At 43.9% G+C, this 15,370-nt stretch carries 16 protein-coding genes; 6 read left to right on the forward strand and 10 right to left on the reverse strand.

The window, feature by feature from the left end:
* Window positions 1-36 precede the first annotated feature (36 nt).
* The 5 genes from F7R58_RS03635 to apaG all read left to right on the forward strand — a co-directional run bounded on the left by F7R58_RS03635 (window position 37) and on the right by apaG (window position 7,125).
* Window positions 37-1,305: a glucose-1-phosphate adenylyltransferase gene (locus F7R58_RS03635; protein ID WP_158063591.1), complete on the forward strand. Its 1,269-nt coding sequence runs from the start codon at window positions 37-39 to the stop codon at window positions 1,303-1,305.
* A gap of 90 nt (window positions 1,306-1,395) precedes the next feature.
* Window positions 1,396-2,436, forward strand: coding sequence for a polyketide cyclase (locus F7R58_RS03640; RefSeq protein ID WP_158063592.1), 1,041 nt, complete (start codon window positions 1,396-1,398; stop codon window positions 2,434-2,436).
* A gap of 121 nt (window positions 2,437-2,557) precedes the next feature.
* Window positions 2,558-5,359, forward strand: coding sequence for a 2-oxoglutarate dehydrogenase E1 component (locus tag F7R58_RS03645; RefSeq protein ID WP_158063593.1), 2,802 nt, complete (start codon window positions 2,558-2,560; stop codon window positions 5,357-5,359).
* A 30-nt stretch (window positions 5,360-5,389) separates the two neighbouring features.
* The gene (gene odhB, locus F7R58_RS03650; protein ID WP_158063594.1) at window positions 5,390-6,658 is read left to right on the forward strand and encodes a 2-oxoglutarate dehydrogenase complex dihydrolipoyllysine-residue succinyltransferase; all 1,269 of its coding nucleotides are present in this window, start codon (window positions 5,390-5,392) and stop codon (window positions 6,656-6,658) included.
* A gap of 80 nt (window positions 6,659-6,738) precedes the next feature.
* Complete coding sequence (apaG, locus tag F7R58_RS03655) at window positions 6,739-7,125, forward strand: Co2+/Mg2+ efflux protein ApaG (protein ID WP_187695257.1); 387 nt, start codon at window positions 6,739-6,741, stop codon at window positions 7,123-7,125.
* A gap of 8 nt (window positions 7,126-7,133) precedes the next feature.
* Here the strand turns inward: apaG and F7R58_RS03660 are convergent, their stop codons facing one another.
* The 6 genes from F7R58_RS03660 to F7R58_RS03685 form a co-directional block, all read right to left on the reverse strand.
* Window positions 7,134-7,691 (reverse strand): 3'-5' exonuclease, encoded by a 558-nt coding sequence (locus tag F7R58_RS03660; RefSeq protein ID WP_229723841.1) that lies wholly within the window; start codon window positions 7,689-7,691, stop codon window positions 7,134-7,136.
* Window positions 7,692-7,707: 16 nt separating this feature from the next.
* Window positions 7,708-8,484 carry an alpha/beta hydrolase gene (locus F7R58_RS03665; RefSeq protein ID WP_158063595.1) on the reverse strand — a complete coding sequence of 259 codons (777 nt, stop codon included), beginning with the start codon at window positions 8,482-8,484 and terminating at the stop codon, window positions 7,708-7,710.
* Between the two features lie 2 nt (window positions 8,485-8,486).
* The gene (locus F7R58_RS03670) at window positions 8,487-9,770 is read right to left on the reverse strand and encodes a hemolysin family protein (RefSeq protein ID WP_158063596.1); all 1,284 of its coding nucleotides are present in this window, start codon (window positions 9,768-9,770) and stop codon (window positions 8,487-8,489) included.
* Window positions 9,771-9,819: 49 nt separating this feature from the next.
* Entirely contained in the window at window positions 9,820-10,680 is an 861-nt protein-coding gene (locus F7R58_RS03675) for an alpha/beta hydrolase (RefSeq protein ID WP_158063597.1), read from the reverse strand.
* Between the two features lie 76 nt (window positions 10,681-10,756).
* Window positions 10,757-11,725, reverse strand: a complete 969-nt coding sequence (locus F7R58_RS03680; protein WP_158063598.1) for a glycosyltransferase family 2 protein — start codon at window positions 11,723-11,725, stop codon at window positions 10,757-10,759.
* Window positions 11,722-12,624, reverse strand: a complete 903-nt coding sequence (locus tag F7R58_RS03685) for a lysophospholipid acyltransferase family protein (protein ID WP_158063599.1) — start codon at window positions 12,622-12,624, stop codon at window positions 11,722-11,724. The genes F7R58_RS03680 and F7R58_RS03685 overlap by 4 nt, the downstream gene beginning before the upstream one ends.
* 81 nt (window positions 12,625-12,705) lie before the next feature.
* On the opposite strand from F7R58_RS03685, the gene F7R58_RS03690 reads away from it, so the two are divergent.
* Window positions 12,706-13,260, forward strand: a complete 555-nt coding sequence (locus F7R58_RS03690; protein WP_158063600.1) for a thioredoxin family protein — start codon at window positions 12,706-12,708, stop codon at window positions 13,258-13,260.
* A gap of 50 nt (window positions 13,261-13,310) precedes the next feature.
* On the opposite strand, the gene F7R58_RS03695 is transcribed toward F7R58_RS03690, so the two are convergent.
* The 4 genes from F7R58_RS03695 to cmk form a co-directional block, all read right to left on the reverse strand.
* Window positions 13,311-13,808 (reverse strand): phosphoribosyl-ATP pyrophosphatase, encoded by a 498-nt coding sequence (locus F7R58_RS03695; protein WP_158063601.1) that lies wholly within the window; start codon window positions 13,806-13,808, stop codon window positions 13,311-13,313.
* Window positions 13,808-14,122 carry a phage holin family protein gene (locus F7R58_RS03700; RefSeq protein ID WP_158063602.1) on the reverse strand — a complete coding sequence of 105 codons (315 nt, stop codon included), beginning with the start codon at window positions 14,120-14,122 and terminating at the stop codon, window positions 13,808-13,810. Before F7R58_RS03700 ends, F7R58_RS03695 begins: the two co-directional genes overlap by 1 nt.
* Window positions 14,123-14,189: 67 nt before the next feature.
* Window positions 14,190-14,570 carry a YtxH domain-containing protein gene (locus tag F7R58_RS03705; RefSeq protein WP_158063603.1) on the reverse strand — a complete coding sequence of 127 codons (381 nt, stop codon included), beginning with the start codon at window positions 14,568-14,570 and terminating at the stop codon, window positions 14,190-14,192.
* 93 nt (window positions 14,571-14,663) lie between these two features.
* The gene (gene cmk / locus F7R58_RS03710) at window positions 14,664-15,335 is read right to left on the reverse strand and encodes a (d)CMP kinase (RefSeq protein ID WP_187695258.1); all 672 of its coding nucleotides are present in this window, start codon (window positions 15,333-15,335) and stop codon (window positions 14,664-14,666) included.
* Between the last annotated feature and the right edge of the window lie 35 nt (window positions 15,336-15,370).

The raw sequence follows: 15,370 nt of genomic DNA on the forward strand, positions 1-15,370 counted from the left end.
AAAGCTGAGTTAAAGCAGCTGAAAAAACAGATAAATATGAAAGCAAATGTAATATCAATCGTGTTGGGAGGAGGTCGCGGTACCCGCCTGTTTCCACTTACGGATTCCCGGTCAAAACCTGCAGTTCCTATTGCGGGTAAATACAGGTTGGTTGATATTCCGATCTCCAACTGCCTCAATTCCGGTTATAATAAGATTCTTGTCCTTACACAGTTTAATTCGGCGTCCCTCAATTCTCATATCAAGAATTCTTATCATTTTGATATTTTCAGCAAAGGTTTTGTGGATATTCTGGCTGCAGAACAGAATGTAGGCAACGAGAGCTGGTATCAGGGCACCGCGGATGCGGTACGCCAGTCCATGAAGCACCTTAGCAAGTATGATTATGATTATATACTTGTATTGTCGGGTGATCAGCTTTACCAGATGAATTTTCGCCAGATGATCGATTTCCACTGCGAAAATGATGCTGATATTACCATAGCCACCATTCCTGTGAACGCGAAGGATGCGACAGGATTCGGGATCCTTAAATCCGATGACAGCGGTAACATCACCTCTTTTATTGAGAAGCCTTTGCCGGAAATGTTGGTCGACTGGAAATCTGAGGTGTCCGAAAAAAGCCACAGTGAAGGCAAGGATTACCTGGCGTCTATGGGTATTTATGTTTTCAGCAAAAATGTTCTGCGTACCCTGTTTGAGGAGAATTCCGGCGATGATTTCGGTAAAGACATTATTCCGGCTTCCATTGGAAGGCTCAAGATGATGAGTTATCAGTATGAAGGTTACTGGACTGATATCGGAACCATTCAGAGCTTCTATGAAGCTAATATTGACCTTTGTCAGGATTTCCCGAAATTTAACCTGTTCAGTACCTCACCGATTTTTACCAGGGCACGCATGCTTCCGCCATCAAAAATTATGGGTTCCTATGTGAGTAAAGCCGTCTTTGGTGACGGCTGTATCGTAATGGCTGATAAGATTGAAAATTCAATCGTCGGCAACCGTACCCGCATTGACAAAGGAAGCACAGTGGTCAATTCCTATATTATGGGTACTGATTACTATCAGCCTACAGATGAGATTGTAAAAAATGATCAGCAGGGCCGGCCTAACCTGGGTATTGGGAAATATTGCTATATAGAGCGCGCTATTATTGATAAGAACTGCGCAATTGGCGATAACGTCCGCATTATCGGCGGGCATCATGTGCCGGACGGCGATTTTGAGACCCATTCCATCAAGGAGGGAATAGTAGTGCTGAAAAAAGGTGCTGTGATACCCGCCGGGACCCATATTCCATAAATCTTTTTTTCCGGAAGATTCACCTCCCGGTTCATAACCGGAAGGTAGGTCAGCATGTCTTTTTGCCTGAAAAATTACCTATTTTTGCGCATGCGAATTATCAAATTTGGTCTCCTTGTTATCGTTCTGATTCTGGGTATCTATGCCGCCGTGATGTATTACTTTGTTGAAGAAAGTAACAGCTTCAAGGTAGAGAAAGAAATTAATTATCCTGTCGAGAAGGTTTTTCCGCAGTTTAACCGTCTGCAGAATTTTACGCGCTGGAATGATTACTTTTCCTCGTCGCGGACCATGAGAATTGAATACTACCGGCCTTATGAGGGCAAGGATGCTGCGATAAGTTTCAAAGATGAAGCAAATGACAGGAGTGGTGAGCTGTTCATCAGGTATCACAACCCGGAACGCACCCTGCGCATGCAGGTTTTTGAGGGCAAAGAAAGCAATCCCACACTTATCGACATAAAATTCATCAGATCAGGGCCGCAAAAAACACGCATCATCTGGAACATCCATACGCCCAAACAGAAACTGTTCACGCGGATCACCAACCTGTGGACAGAAGATGAATTCACAGAAAATCTGAACAGAAGCATGGCCAACCTCAATGGTTTGCTGAGCAACAAGGTGGAGAAGGATGAGCTGATCAGCAGTATAAAATATGACAGCCTGATGGTGGAACAGCAGGAGGGCCAGCTTTTACTGGGAATCAATGTTTCGTCCTCCGGCAGCAAAGATGCGCTTTTCCGCAATATTGTGCTCAACCACAACAAAATATATAATTTTGTGCTGAATGACCTGGATAAACGTGACGATGAGTTTGGATATGCGGTTCTCATTACCGACGCCGATAATTTCAAAGACAAGGACATCTCTTATTTCCTGGGCATTCCACTTTCAAAAAGAGTAGGCATCTCGGACAACAGCTTTTCTTTCAGAACCCTTAACGAAACCTTGTCTTATGTAATTTATTACGAAGGTTCGTACAGCGGACGCGTGCGTGCCATACAAAAGCTGCTTCAGAACGCAAAAACAGAAAATGTCCGTCACGGAGATCTTCAGCAGGTGTTTTTGGAGATTCCCGAAACGGAAAATAACGTACGGATGAAGCTGATTTTACCAGTATTCAGGTAGCAAACGAAGGTATACCGCCACGATAGATAAATTTGATTGAAAGCGGTTTACAACTCGCTTTTTTTTATTAAATTTGACGTTTATATTTTACTATAAACACTAACACAGATTTACTGTCATAATGGATAAATTTTCATTCCTGAACGCTGCTCATTCGCAGTTAATTGAAGACCTGTACCAACAATATTTAAAATATCCCGATTCTGTAGAACCTTCCTGGAAATCCTTTTTTCAGGGCTTTGATTTCGCGCTTGAGAGTTATGCGGATGAAGAAGCAGGTATGGAGCAGGCAGCGCCGGCAAGTGTAGCAGCAGTTTCCGGCGGAATTACCGGTACAGAAATCCCCGAAGACATCAAAAAGGAGTTTAAGGTGCTGAATCTGATTGAAGCTTACAGGCACCGTGGACATCTCTTTACCAATACCAATCCGGTACGCGAAAGAAGACATTATGAGCCAACTCTCGATATTGAAAACTTCGGACTTACACAGGCAGATCTGAACGTAAAATTCAATTCGGCGGCCGAGACAGGACTCAGCGGCGCGGCTACACTGCAGCAGATCATAGACCATCTGCGGAAAATATACTGCGAATCGATCGGTGTGGAGTATATGCACATCAATAATGAGGAGGAGAAGAAGTTTATCCGCGAATGGCTTCAGGTGAATGAAAATCATGCACAGCTTACTGCTGAAGAGAAAACTGAGATCCTGCATAAACTTAACCAGGCTGTTGCTTTTGAGAATTACCTTCATACCAAATTTGTAGGTCAGAAAAGATTCTCACTGGAAGGGGGTGAATCATTGATCCCGGCGCTGGACCAGCTCATCAGCCGGTCTTCCCAGTTAGGTGTGGACGAAGTGGTACTTGGTATGGCACACCGTGGCCGTCTGAATGTACTGACCAATATATTCGGTAAGTCTTACAAGCAGATTTTCTCCGAGTTCGAAGGTAAAGAATTTGAGGAAGATGTATTTTCCGGTGACGTGAAGTATCACCTCGGATCATCCAAAAAAGTGAAGACTGCTTCCGGCGAGGAAGTTTCCATTAACCTGACACCCAACCCTTCGCACCTGGAAACGGTTGCGGCTTTGGTAGAAGGTATCTGCCGCGCCAAAGTGGATGATAAATACAAAGATTACAAAAAAGTACTGCCTATCGTTATTCATGGCGACGGTGCTATTGCCGGACAGGGTATCGTTTATGAGATTGCCCAGATGATGACGCTGGAAGGATACAAAACCGGTGGGACAGTTCACATAGTGGTGAACAACCAGGTTTCCTTTACCACAAACTATCTGGATGCACGTTCATCTACCTACTGTACAGATATTGCCAAAGTAACCGAATCTCCGGTAATGCACATCAATGCGGACGATGTGGAAGCTGTAGTTCATGCCATGCGCTTTGCGGCCGACTTCCGGGCACAGTTCGGAAAAGATGTGTACATAGACCTGTTGGGTTACAGAAAATATGGTCATAACGAAGGCGATGAACCCCGTTTTACACAGCCTAACCTGTATAAATCCATTTCCAAGCATCCTAATCCAAGGGAAATCTATAAGGCTGAGCTTAAAAAGGAAAATATCGTTTCGGATGAGGTGCTGAAGAAAATGGAAACTGAATTTAAGGCACTACTTGATGAGGATTTTGATGCATCCAAGGAGATTGAAAGGAATACCATGGACATCTTTATGGAAGACGACTGGAAATCCTTCCCGCTTTGTCCGAGAGGCGGAATGCAGAATTCGGTGGATACGACTTATGACCTGGGTCAGCTGAAGGAACTGGCGGTTAAAATGTCAACACTTCCGTCCGACAAGAAATTCATCAACAAAATTACCCGTCTATACGAAACACGTAAAAAGATGATTGAGGCCAACTCCCTGGACTGGGCACTGGGTGAATGGCTTGCTTATGCCACGCTTCTTACAGAAGGTAATAACGTACGGATCTCCGGTGAGGATGTGGAAAGAGGTACCTTCTCCCACCGTCACGCCGTAGTGAAAACGGAAGATACTGAGGAAGAATTTATCCCGCTGAAACATATTTCTGACAGCAGATTTGACGTATTTAACTCGCACCTTTCCGAGTATGCTGTTTTAGGTTTTGATTACGGTTATGCCATGGCCTCTCCAAATACGCTGACGATTTGGGAAGCTCAGTTTGGTGACTTTGTTAATGGTGCCCAGATTATTGTAGACCAATATCTGGCTGCCGCCGAGGAAAAATGGAAAATCCAGAATGGTCTTGTGATGCTTCTGCCACACGGATCCGAAGGTCAGGGTGCCGAGCACTCTTCGGCGCGTTTGGAGCGTTTCCTTACCCTTTGTGCCAATGAAAATATGATAGTGGCCAACTGTACTACGCCAGCCAACTATTTCCACCTGCTTAGAAGACAGCTGAAATTCAATTTCCGTAAACCACTGGTGGTGATGACGCCAAAGTCGCTGCTCAGACATCCACGCGTTGTGTCGCCGCTGGAAGATCTTGCACAGGGAAGTTTCCAGCCCATTCTGGATGATGCCCAGGCCGAAGCTTCAAAAGTGGAAAAACTGGTGCTTTGTACGGGTAAGCTTTATTATGAACTTCTGGCGAAGAAAGAAGAACTGGCCTGTGAGAATATAGCACTTGTAAGACTGGAGCAGCTTTATCCGCTGCAACAGGATAAGGTAGAAGAAATCCTGGCAAAATACAGTAACCGCAAACAACTGATCTGGGCTCAGGAAGAGCCCGAAAACATGGGTGCCTGGACGTATATTTTAAGGAATTTCCGCGAACAGGGAATTGAGGTTATTGCGCCGGTTCCAAGCGGTACACCAGCACCGGGAAGTCACAAAATGTTCGAAAGAAATCAAAATACAATTATAAACAGGGTTTTTGACCGTAAGGACGAACCTGCAAAGAGACCGGTAACTGCCTAATCGATTTAAAATTTAACAAAAATATCAACGATGTCAATATTAGAAATGAAAGTTCCCTCCCCGGGAGAATCCATCACCGAAGTTGAAATTGCAACCTGGTTGGTTCAGGACGGCGATTATGTAGAAAAAGACCAGCCTATTGCAGAAGTAGATTCCGATAAAGCTACATTGGAACTTCCTGCAGAACAGAGCGGTATTATTACGCTGAAAGCTGAGGAGGGGGAAGTAGTTCAGGTTGGGCAGGTTGTCTGCCTTATTGATGTGGATGCTGCCAAGCCTTCAACTGACGCGCCGGCTGCTGCAGATAAGACTGCGGAAAATGCTGAAGCACCAAAGGCTGAACAGAAAACCGTTGAAAAACCTGAAATTGTACAGGAACCCAAGAAAGAGGAAAAACCTGCTGCTGCATCTTACGCTACAGGAAGCCCGTCTCCGGCAGCAAGGAAAATTCTTGATGAGAAAGGAATCTCCTCCTCACAGGTTTCAGGTACAGGAAAAGACGGCAGGATCACCAAACAGGACGCAGAAACTGCTGCCGTTCCTGCAATGGGATCGGCCTCATCAACCGGTGGAAGCCGTGCGGTCAGCAGAACCAAACTTTCTATGCTCAGAAGAAAACTGGCAGGAAGACTTGTTTCCGTAAAGAATGAAACGGCCATGCTTACTACCTTCAATGAGGTGGATATGTCTGAAATTTTCAGAATCAGAAAACAATACAAGGACGAATTCAGCCAGAAACACGGCGTAGGTCTGGGCTTTATGTCTTTCTTCACGAAGGCGGTTACCCGAGCTTTGCAGATGTATCCTGATGTGAATGCTTCAATAGACGGTGATTTCAAGACCAACTATGAATTCTGCGATATTTCAATAGCGGTTTCCGGTCCGAAAGGTCTTATGGTTCCGGTACTGAGAAATGCGGAGAACATGACCTTCAGAGGTGTTGAAGCCAACATCAAATCATTGGCCGATAAAGTAAGAGAAGGTGGCATCAGTGTAGATGAAATGACCGGCGGTACTTTTACCATTACCAACGGTGGAGTATTCGGTTCCATGCTAAGTACACCCATCATCAATCCGCCCCAGTCTGCGATTCTGGGAATGCATAATATTATCCAGCGTCCGGTAGCTGTAGACGGGCAGGTGGTTATCCGTCCGATGATGTATGTAGCCATGTCCTATGACCACAGAATCATTGACGGCAGGGAGTCAGTAGGATTCCTTGTAGCAGTAAAGGAGGGTATAGATAATCCGGTGGAGATCCTGATGAACGGAGACGAAAGAAAGGCTCTGGAACTTTAAGATATCAGCAAAAACCATTAAATATCAAATCCCGCTACCTAAAGGCGGGATTTTTGTAATATGTAGTGAAAGTAGTTATCATGTACTCAAAAATTACTTCTGAAATAAAGGTGACCGTACTACCTGAATATGATGCGAAGAACAGTTTCCCTTCGGATAACCGTTTTGTTTTCCGATATAATATCACCATTGAAAATCTGAGTCCGCATCCCGTAAAACTTCTCAAAAGACAATGGCTTATTTATGATGTGGGCTTTGGTTTCACCGAAGTTAACGGAGACGGCGTGATTGGACTGACTCCGGAGATTGGAGTAGGTGAAGAGTTTAAATATTTCTCAAACGTCATGATCCGTTCGGGCGTAGGAAATATGACCGGAAGATATTACTGCATCAATACGGAAACGGGGGAAGCCCTTGAAATTGATATTCCGAAATTTAATCTGATGGCGCAGGTACTCAGTAACTAACCACGTGGTTACAGAACTTTGATGCTTTTTTTCATCACCTCATGAATTTCATCATTGCGCGTCACCATCAGCTTATTGAATGCAAGCAGCGACAGTTTCGCGCATACTTCAGCATCATCGCCGGCGCGGTGATGGTTAAATGAAAGCTGATGCTGCTCGGCTAAACTTTTCAGACCGTAACGCGGCAGGTTTTTCCAGGATTTTTTTGCAAGCGAAATACTGCACAGGTAGTTCAGTTTAGGTTTAAAGAAACCATAGTAATCCAGGCAGCTCCGTAAAACTCCCGCATCAAACGAGGCATTGTGCGCGATCATGAGATTACCGTACATCAGATTTTCGGCCTCGTGCCAGATCTCCTCAAAGGTGGGGGCGTCCTGAACATCCTCCGGCGTAATTCCATGTACATCAATATTACGGGGGTGAAACCACGGAAAACTTGGCGGTTTTATAAGCCAGGTCTGCGTTCTTACAATTTCACCATTTTCTACCACGCTTATGCCCATCTCACAGGCCGAATTCCTCTCATGAGTTGCCGTTTCAAAATCAATGGCGCAGAAATCTATCATGTACGGGTTTTTGTTGTTATTTTTTTTGCTGAAGAATACGTTTAATTTCAGCCTGATATAGGGGCGACCGGTCCAGATCATCATGATGTCCTTCTTCAATTTCAATAAATTTTTTCAACAGGTCAGGCTGTGCAGAGTTCAGGACGTTGAAAAGTTTTTTACCGGAACTCAGAGGAACAATATTGTCCTTAGTGCCGTGGAAATGATAAAGTGGTGAAGATATCTGCTTTATATATTTATTGGACAGGAAATGATAAGTCATCTTTGGCGATACCCTGTCTGTTACCTTTCCGGGGAGCCAGCGGTTCACTACATCCTGCAGATTGTAAAAAGCGGCTTCCAGGATCACGGATGCCGGTTGGTTGTCGGCAGCCATCTTAACGGCGAAAGCTCCGCCAAGGCTGCGGCCATAAACCAGCGTATTTTCTTCACCATAAAGATTTCTCGCATATTCATATACAAACTGTGCATCCGAATAAAGTATGTTTTCGCTTCGAATGCCTGTACTTTTACCGTAACCCCTATAATCCATCACCAGCACATCATATCCATAATCTGTTAATCCCTTGGCAATGTTTCCCCAGCGGGCCAGGTTATCAGCATTACCATGGTAATAAACAATAACTCCCACAGGCTGCTCTGTTCGGAAATGAAGGGCATTTATAGCCCCTCCAAAGGGTGTCTCCCATAAATGCTCCTCAAAAGTGACATCGAAATCGAAGGCATGTTCTCGAGGCAAAGTTGACGGCAGAAAAACGATCTTTTCCTGGAAATATTGAAGGAGCCTGGTCATTTTTATTTGTTGTTCACTCTGGTAATCATAATTTTATCAACCCGCTGGCCATCCTTGTCAATGATCTCCAGTTCCAGGTCTTCAATCCTGATTCTGTCGCCTACATTTGCGGTCCCGCTGTTGGCATTCAGGAACAAACCTACCAGGGTGGTATAATTGTCACGGTTGTCGAATTCAAAATCAAGGTCAAAATATTTCAGGAATTCCACGATGGGATACTGCCCGTCGGCCAGCCATGAGTTTTCGTCTCTTTCAGTAATCCGGTAGTCAAAATTATCACTGGTCACTGTGTCGCCCACCAAAGCATCCAGTACATCACCCAGGGTAACCATACCAACTGTATTGCCATATTCGTCTATGACGATACCATAATGGTTTTGCTCTTTTCTGAATATTTCAAGCACTTTATAGGCATAGTAGTTTTCATTGAGGAAGACCGGCTGTTTAAGATATTGCTCCAGACTGAAGGTTTCCGGATCATCTATCGGAAACAGGTCTCTCAGCAGCACAATACCGATAATATCATCGATATCATTGTCTCTTGTAACAGGATAAGCGGCATGCTTGTCCTCGCGAATAGCTGCCAAAATCTTTTCCAGGCTGTCGTCCACATTAAAGAAGGTCATCGCAGTACGGTGGGTAAGCAAAGTATTGATCTTTCTGTCGCCTAGTTCAAACACCCGCTCCACAATATTATGTTCAATCTGCTCAATCTCCCCTTCCTGCGCACTTTCCTTTACGATTGATTTTATTTCTTCTTCTGTGATGATACTGTCCGAATTACTCCGGATTCCCAAAAGATTAAGGATAAGGTTGTTGGAAGTGCTTAACAGCCATACGAAAGGTGAAGTAATTTTGGACAGCAGGTCCATAGGTTTGGCCACCATGGTAATAATGCGCTCAGGAAAAGTCATCGCAATGCGCTTCGGCAGTAATTCGCCCAGCAAGATAGACAGGTAGGTGATAAATACGACAATCCCGGTGGTGGCCAGAGGTTTGGAATAGGCTTCCAGGGCAGGAATTCGGGCCAGGAAATTCTGGAAATCGGTGGTCAGGTTTTCCCCCGAGTAAACTCCCAGAAGAATTCCGATCAGTGTGATTCCGATTTGTACCGTAGAAAGAAATTTGGTGGGATTTTCAGACAGTTGTAGTGCTTTCCTGGCACCCCCGCTTCCTTTTTTGCCTGCATTTTCCAGTTTGAATTTACGGGATGAGACCAGTGACATCTCCGACATAGAAAATATTCCGTTCAGGATAACAAGAAGAATAATGATAAGAAGCTCCATTCAGCGATTTTAGTTATGCAAATATAATTGTTTGGATTCGCTTTACGCTCTATTCTTTCCTGTGCGAATAGGACAAACTGGTCTTACCGGCATCAATAAAGACCTTTCTTTCCTCAAAAATCTCTTCCATGACACGGTGATACTCCTCAAACTGATGCACATCAATATGTCCCGCGCGCAGGATGACATAAAGCCGAGTAAGGTCGGGATTGATTTCAGAAAGGTCCACTGCGGTACTTATGGGTACAAGGCGGTCGTCGCTGCCATGAATAATCTTTATCGGACAGCGAACATTTTTCAGATAATGGAAGGTGGGCAAATTATATCGAAGAAAAGGTTTGGCAGGCATAAAGGGCAGATACCGCTGTATGGCGCGCTGCAGCGAGTAAATAGGCGAGGTAAGGATCAGCATTCTCGGGTTGTTTTTGGAGGCCAGACGTGCTGCAAAACCGCTTCCCAGAGACCGGCCGTATACAATGATTTTATCTTCTGAATATCGTTTTTTGGCAATATCATAGATAAATTGTGAGTCGCGCTTCATTGATTCCGCGGTGCGGCGGCCGGTGCTTTTGCCAAAACCACGGTAATCCATCATAATCACCTCATAATTCAGGCGGGTAAAATCGATGGCAAATTTTCCCCATCCCTTGATACTTTTGGTATTTCCTTTCAGATAGAGCACCACACCTTTGGGTTTTTCCACATGAAAATGAAGATAGCTGATGACAGCCCCCGGTTCAGGTGATACAGACATCTCCTCCGCATCCAGATGTTCGTAGGCAAACTTGAAATCCGGCGGAAGTTTTTCCGGCTGGAAGAAAAAACGGTGCTGGAAAAGGTAGATGAAGATCCCGAGAGCCAGAATGGCTACCGTAACAGAGGTAATAATAAAATAGACATCAACATTCATAATCCATATAAATGTAGATAAAATATCTGTTCCTTCGCGGGAAAAAATGTAGTTTCCTACACGTTACGACACCGGATTACTTTGTAAAGTGCCGGAAAATTAGCCATTTGCTCTGAAAATAACTGCTGATCTGCCGTTTTTGTCTGCGCTTTAAAGTGCCGGGAATATGCGCGTAAAATGAAAAGTGAGCGCGAAGCACTGCCCAGAAATGAGCCGGTCCCTGCCTGATTAGGAAATAGAAGGCTGCAAATCCGTCCAGAATCATTCTGGCAGGCAGCACCCAAAGTAATTGGATACGCGGTAAATTCTTAAGCAGCATGGTGAGATTATTCCGCATATTCAGATAGGTTTTCATTGGACTCTGCTTGTTCAGGGTGCCGCCCCCTACATGATATACCGCCGAAAAGCCTGTGTACCAAATTTTATAACCCTTATTCTTCAGTCTCCAGCACAAATCAATTTCTTCCTGATGCGCAAAAAAACGTTCATCAAAACCATTAACTTCCCAAAATGCTGAAGACCTTACAAACAGACAGCAACCGGAAGCCCAGAATATTTCTGTTTCATCGTTGAACTGCCCATGGTCTGTGTCTGTATCCTCAAATACACGTCCACGGCAGTAAGGATAACCCAGATTGTCTATGAGACCGCCGGCAGCACCGGCATATTCAAAAGAAGTAGGCGTATTGTAATCAAGGATTTTAGGTTGGATGGCCGCAATGTTTTCATCTCTTTCAAAAAGTTTCAGGACCGGCAGCAACCAGTTTTCTGTTACTTCAACATCAGAATTCAGCAGGCAGTAAATGTCCGTTTTTATTTTTTTTAAACCTTCATTATATCCGCCGGCAAAACCATAGTTCTGGCTATTACAGATTATGTGAACTGCCGGAAAATATTCACGCAGATAATTTACGGAGTGGTCTGTAGAAGCGTTATCAATTACAAAAACATCTGCACCGGCGGAGTTTTTTATTACAGTCGGCAGGAATTGCTGCAGCCAGTTCCTGCCGTTCCAGTTCAGGATGACAATAGCTAAATTGCTCACGCGGTTGATTTGTTTACGGAGTCCGTTTTCAGGAAGCTTTTTATGAGCCCGGAATATTTCCACTTACGGTGGGACCAAAGATAGTTGTCAGGATTTTTTTTGATGGTGTTTTCCAGCATTTTATGGAACTTTAAAACCACTTCATTTTCCACGAATCTTTCTCCATCGGGTTCAATTGTGTGGTAGTTTACCTGATAGAAGCCTCTTTTAACCTTCTTCATTTCGCAGTAAACAAACTGAAGGTTCATGCGGGTGGCCAATTTGTCATACCCACGGAAAACCGGTGTAGACTGGTTTAAAAACCCGATGCCAAGGTCCACCTGATGATGATTGGGGGTTTGGTCTGCCACAAACATATAGATCGTATCACCGTTATTGGGAGTTTTCAGTACATCACGTATTACTTCGCCAGCCTCCAGAGACAAATTTCCGTGGGCATTCCGTATGGATCTTATTTTTTTGTCCCAAAAAGCATTCTGCATCCTCCTGTATACTGGGCGGCAGCTGCTTTGGGGAACCATGGTAGCCAGAGCTGTAAACCATTCCCAATTAAAAATATGGCCGGTGAGCATAATTATATTTTTGCCTTCGGCGTGCGCCTTGTGGAAAACATCCCGGTTAATGTGCTGCACCCTTACCTTAAGTTCAGTGGTGGAAACGGTAAAGGCTTTAAGGGTTTCTACCAGATAGTCTGAAAAGTTGCGGTAAAACTTTTTTCTTATCGTTTTGAGTTCTGCCTCACTTTTTTCGGGAAAGGAATTTTTCAGGTTCTGAAGTACGACAGCCGTTCTGTATCTCATTATGTAGAAGATGACAAAGAAAATGACATCCGAAAAGAGGTACAGAACCCTCATGGGTAACCTGGAAAAGAGCAGAATAATGTTAAAAATGAAATTCATGGGCGGTTTGCAAATGTACTACTTAAAAGGGAAATGGACAGAAATTTGCAGGTACATTAGTTTTCAGTTAATTTTATACTCATGAATATTAAAAATATCAGTGCCATCGCGCTAACGGTACTTCTTTGGTCCGCCTGTACTAAAAATACAGAAGCGGATAAAACGGTTAAAGATGTTGAAGTGGCAGACAGTACAGTCGCCGCTACCGAAAAAATGAAAGCAGAGGCCGAAAAAGGTAAGCTTCCCAAACCATATCGACCTGAGGAGGACGCAGAAGCCCGTATAGCGGAACTGATTGCACAGGCACAGAAGGAGGACAAAAATATTATTATGCAGGCGGGTGGAAACTGGTGCATCTGGTGCCTGCGTTTCAATAATTATATCCACACAACGCCGGAACTTAAGTCTCTTGTTGATGAGAATTACTTATATTATCATCTTAACTATTCACCAGAAAACAAGAACGAAGAGGTATTCAGTAAATACGGAAATCCTGGTGAAAAGTATGGCTACCCGGTTTTCATTGTTCTGGATAAGAACGGCAAGCTAATCCATACCCAGGACAGTGCGGTACTGGAGGAGGGTAAGGGTTACAGCAAAGATAAAGTGATGGCGTTTCTTGATAAATGGAAATAAAAAAAGGCGGCTTACAAACTGAAAGCCGCCTTTTTTATACTTTTTATGAATCAAATCAGTTGTTCCATACTTGAAACACTTCTGTTTTTTTGATATTCTTCGAGTTTCCGGCGTACAAATCTTAAAACAAACGGAGCTAAGTAAATTAGGGCTGCACCGATAAGTTTGTTTTTCCAGCTGGTACTGCGGAGACTCTTCCGGGCATAATTTCCCACCAGGGCAACTACTCCCAATTTCAGTGCATCTTCCACGGCCCCGGACTTCGCAGCAGTATCGGCAAAACCCAATACCGCATTTCTGCTAAGTAGCTGTTCTTTCACACCGGTGCTTATCCGCCTCATTATCTCTTCCTTTTTTATTACAACAGTGCGTTCGCCGTTTTCATCTATTTCCTCTTTCAGGAACTGATCGGTGAACCCATTAGTGAAGGCGCTCAGACTTTCTTTGGTGTTGTCAAAAGTTAGCAGGTCTTCCATTTCAGAAACCTCTTTCTTCAACAGGGCCTTTTTTCGCCTTAGTTCTTCCAGATTGCTGTATTTCGTACCCATTAGTCCGGTGTATTAAACATTTTTATCAGTTTATTGGAAATCATATCCTTGATGGATTTTCCTGCAAATACCAGTACAAGTATAATCAGGAGATAAAATCCCGCCACGATTAGGAATCCATATGCATAACTGTCCAAAGCGGCACCAATTAAAAGTGCTATACCGATATTGAGCAGTATTAGAAAAAAAAGTGCAAAAACAGCCATCACTACCGCCAGAATAATGGTCGAGACTGTAAGCACACCTTTTTCGGTTGCTTCCATCTTAAGCAGGTCAACACGCTTCAAGGCGTAATCTTTTAAAAGGTCCAGCATAATAAATGGGTTTCAGTTAAAAAAAAAGGAACATTTCTGTTCCTTTTATAGCGGAGTTGTAAACGTGTTACTTAAGACCGTCCAGTTCAGTTTCAACATCTTTTACAACGTCTGTTGCCTGAGCCATTGCCTGGTCTTTATATTTGTCGTAGCCCTCACGTACTGTGTGCGCCACATTATCTACTGTTTCCTTGAAAGTGGAAGAAATGTTACCGTATTGGTCTTTTACCAAACCAGACACTTCAGTATACTTCTCCTTCGCTTTTTCTGTAACTTTACCGTACTGGTCTACAGCCTGATCTTTCAGGTCATTAGCTTTCTCCTTGATTTTCTTTCTGGTTTCCTTACCTTCTTCCGGAGCATAAAGCATTCCCAGTACCACACCTGCTGCAGCACCTGCCAGTAATCCTGCTAATACCGCTGCTGCATTGTTACCTTTTTTTGACATCTTATTTAATTTTAAATTGTTAGTGTATTAATTGAACAATTCATTTTCAACAATATACATACCAAATGATATTATGTCACTCATAAAAAAACGTTAAAACTCCTTTATGTAGGAGGTTATAAGAGATATAGTCTCTTCCTTATTCAGATCTGTGTTGTCTATCAGTATGGCGTCTGCCGCTTTTTTCAATGGCGCTGTTTCGCGTTCGCTGTCTATCCTGTCACGTGTTACCAGATTTTCGCGGACTGCCATTTTGTCGATGGTGACTCCCTGGTTTGTCAGTTCCAGATGCCGGCGGTTGGTACGCTCGTCTACACTGGCGGTCAGGAAAAACTTGTAATCTGCATCCGGCAGAACCACTGTTCCGATGTCGCGGCCATCCATTATTATGCCTCCGGCCGCTGCTCCTTTACGCTGCAGGTCCAACAGGTAGTTACGGACTTCGGCCTGTTTCGCTACCAGACTCACAAAACCTGATATCTCCGGTTCACGGATTTCCGCAGTAATATCCTGTCCGTTCAGAAAGAGAACCAATGTGCCGGAAATATTCCGGAATTCCAGATTTATTGAAGGAAGTTCACTGATCAGGCAGCCGAAATCAATTTCCTCATTGTTAAAGCAATGATGAAGTGCATAGTAAGTTACCGCCCTGTACAGTGCACCGGTATCCATATGAACGAGTCCCAGCCGGGCAGCGATTGCTTTGGAGATGGAGCTCTTTCCTGTAGACGAAAATCCGTCTATCGCGATTACAGGTTTTCTCATGATGCAAAAGTCGGCCAAAAATTTATATTACGGAA

The organism is Chryseobacterium sp. (assembly GCF_008831505.1).
Taxonomy (GTDB): Bacteria; Bacteroidota; Bacteroidia; order Flavobacteriales; family Weeksellaceae; genus Marnyiella.

Excerpts from the sequence above, each read along its gene's own strand:
- F7R58_RS03670 (WP_158063596.1), bottom strand. The coding sequence starts at position 9,770 with ATGGAGCTTCTTATCATTATTCTTCTTGTTATCCTGAACGGAATATTT.
- F7R58_RS03675 (WP_158063597.1), bottom strand. The coding sequence starts at position 10,680 with ATGAATGTTGATGTCTATTTTATTATTACCTCTGTTACGGTAGCCATT.
- F7R58_RS03635 (WP_158063591.1), top strand. The coding sequence starts at position 37 with ATGAAAGCAAATGTAATATCAATCGTGTTGGGAGGAGGTCGCGGTACC.
- F7R58_RS03685 (WP_158063599.1), bottom strand. The coding sequence starts at position 12,624 with ATGAATTTCATTTTTAACATTATTCTGCTCTTTTCCAGGTTACCCATG.
- F7R58_RS03660 (WP_229723841.1), bottom strand. The coding sequence starts at position 7,691 with ATGATAGATTTCTGCGCCATTGATTTTGAAACGGCAACTCATGAGAGG.
- F7R58_RS03665 (WP_158063595.1), bottom strand. The coding sequence starts at position 8,484 with ATGACCAGGCTCCTTCAATATTTCCAGGAAAAGATCGTTTTTCTGCCG.
- apaG (WP_187695257.1), top strand. The coding sequence starts at position 6,739 with ATGTACTCAAAAATTACTTCTGAAATAAAGGTGACCGTACTACCTGAA.
- F7R58_RS03695 (WP_158063601.1), bottom strand. The coding sequence starts at position 13,808 with ATGGGTACGAAATACAGCAATCTGGAAGAACTAAGGCGAAAAAAGGCC.
- F7R58_RS03645 (WP_158063593.1), top strand. The coding sequence starts at position 2,558 with ATGGATAAATTTTCATTCCTGAACGCTGCTCATTCGCAGTTAATTGAA.
- cmk (WP_187695258.1), bottom strand. The coding sequence starts at position 15,335 with ATGAGAAAACCTGTAATCGCGATAGACGGATTTTCGTCTACAGGAAAG.
- odhB (WP_158063594.1), top strand. The coding sequence starts at position 5,390 with ATGTCAATATTAGAAATGAAAGTTCCCTCCCCGGGAGAATCCATCACC.
- F7R58_RS03690 (WP_158063600.1), top strand. The coding sequence starts at position 12,706 with ATGAATATTAAAAATATCAGTGCCATCGCGCTAACGGTACTTCTTTGG.
- F7R58_RS03705 (WP_158063603.1), bottom strand. The coding sequence starts at position 14,570 with ATGTCAAAAAAAGGTAACAATGCAGCAGCGGTATTAGCAGGATTACTG.
- F7R58_RS03700 (WP_158063602.1), bottom strand. The coding sequence starts at position 14,122 with ATGCTGGACCTTTTAAAAGATTACGCCTTGAAGCGTGTTGACCTGCTT.
- F7R58_RS03640 (WP_158063592.1), top strand. The coding sequence starts at position 1,396 with ATGCGAATTATCAAATTTGGTCTCCTTGTTATCGTTCTGATTCTGGGT.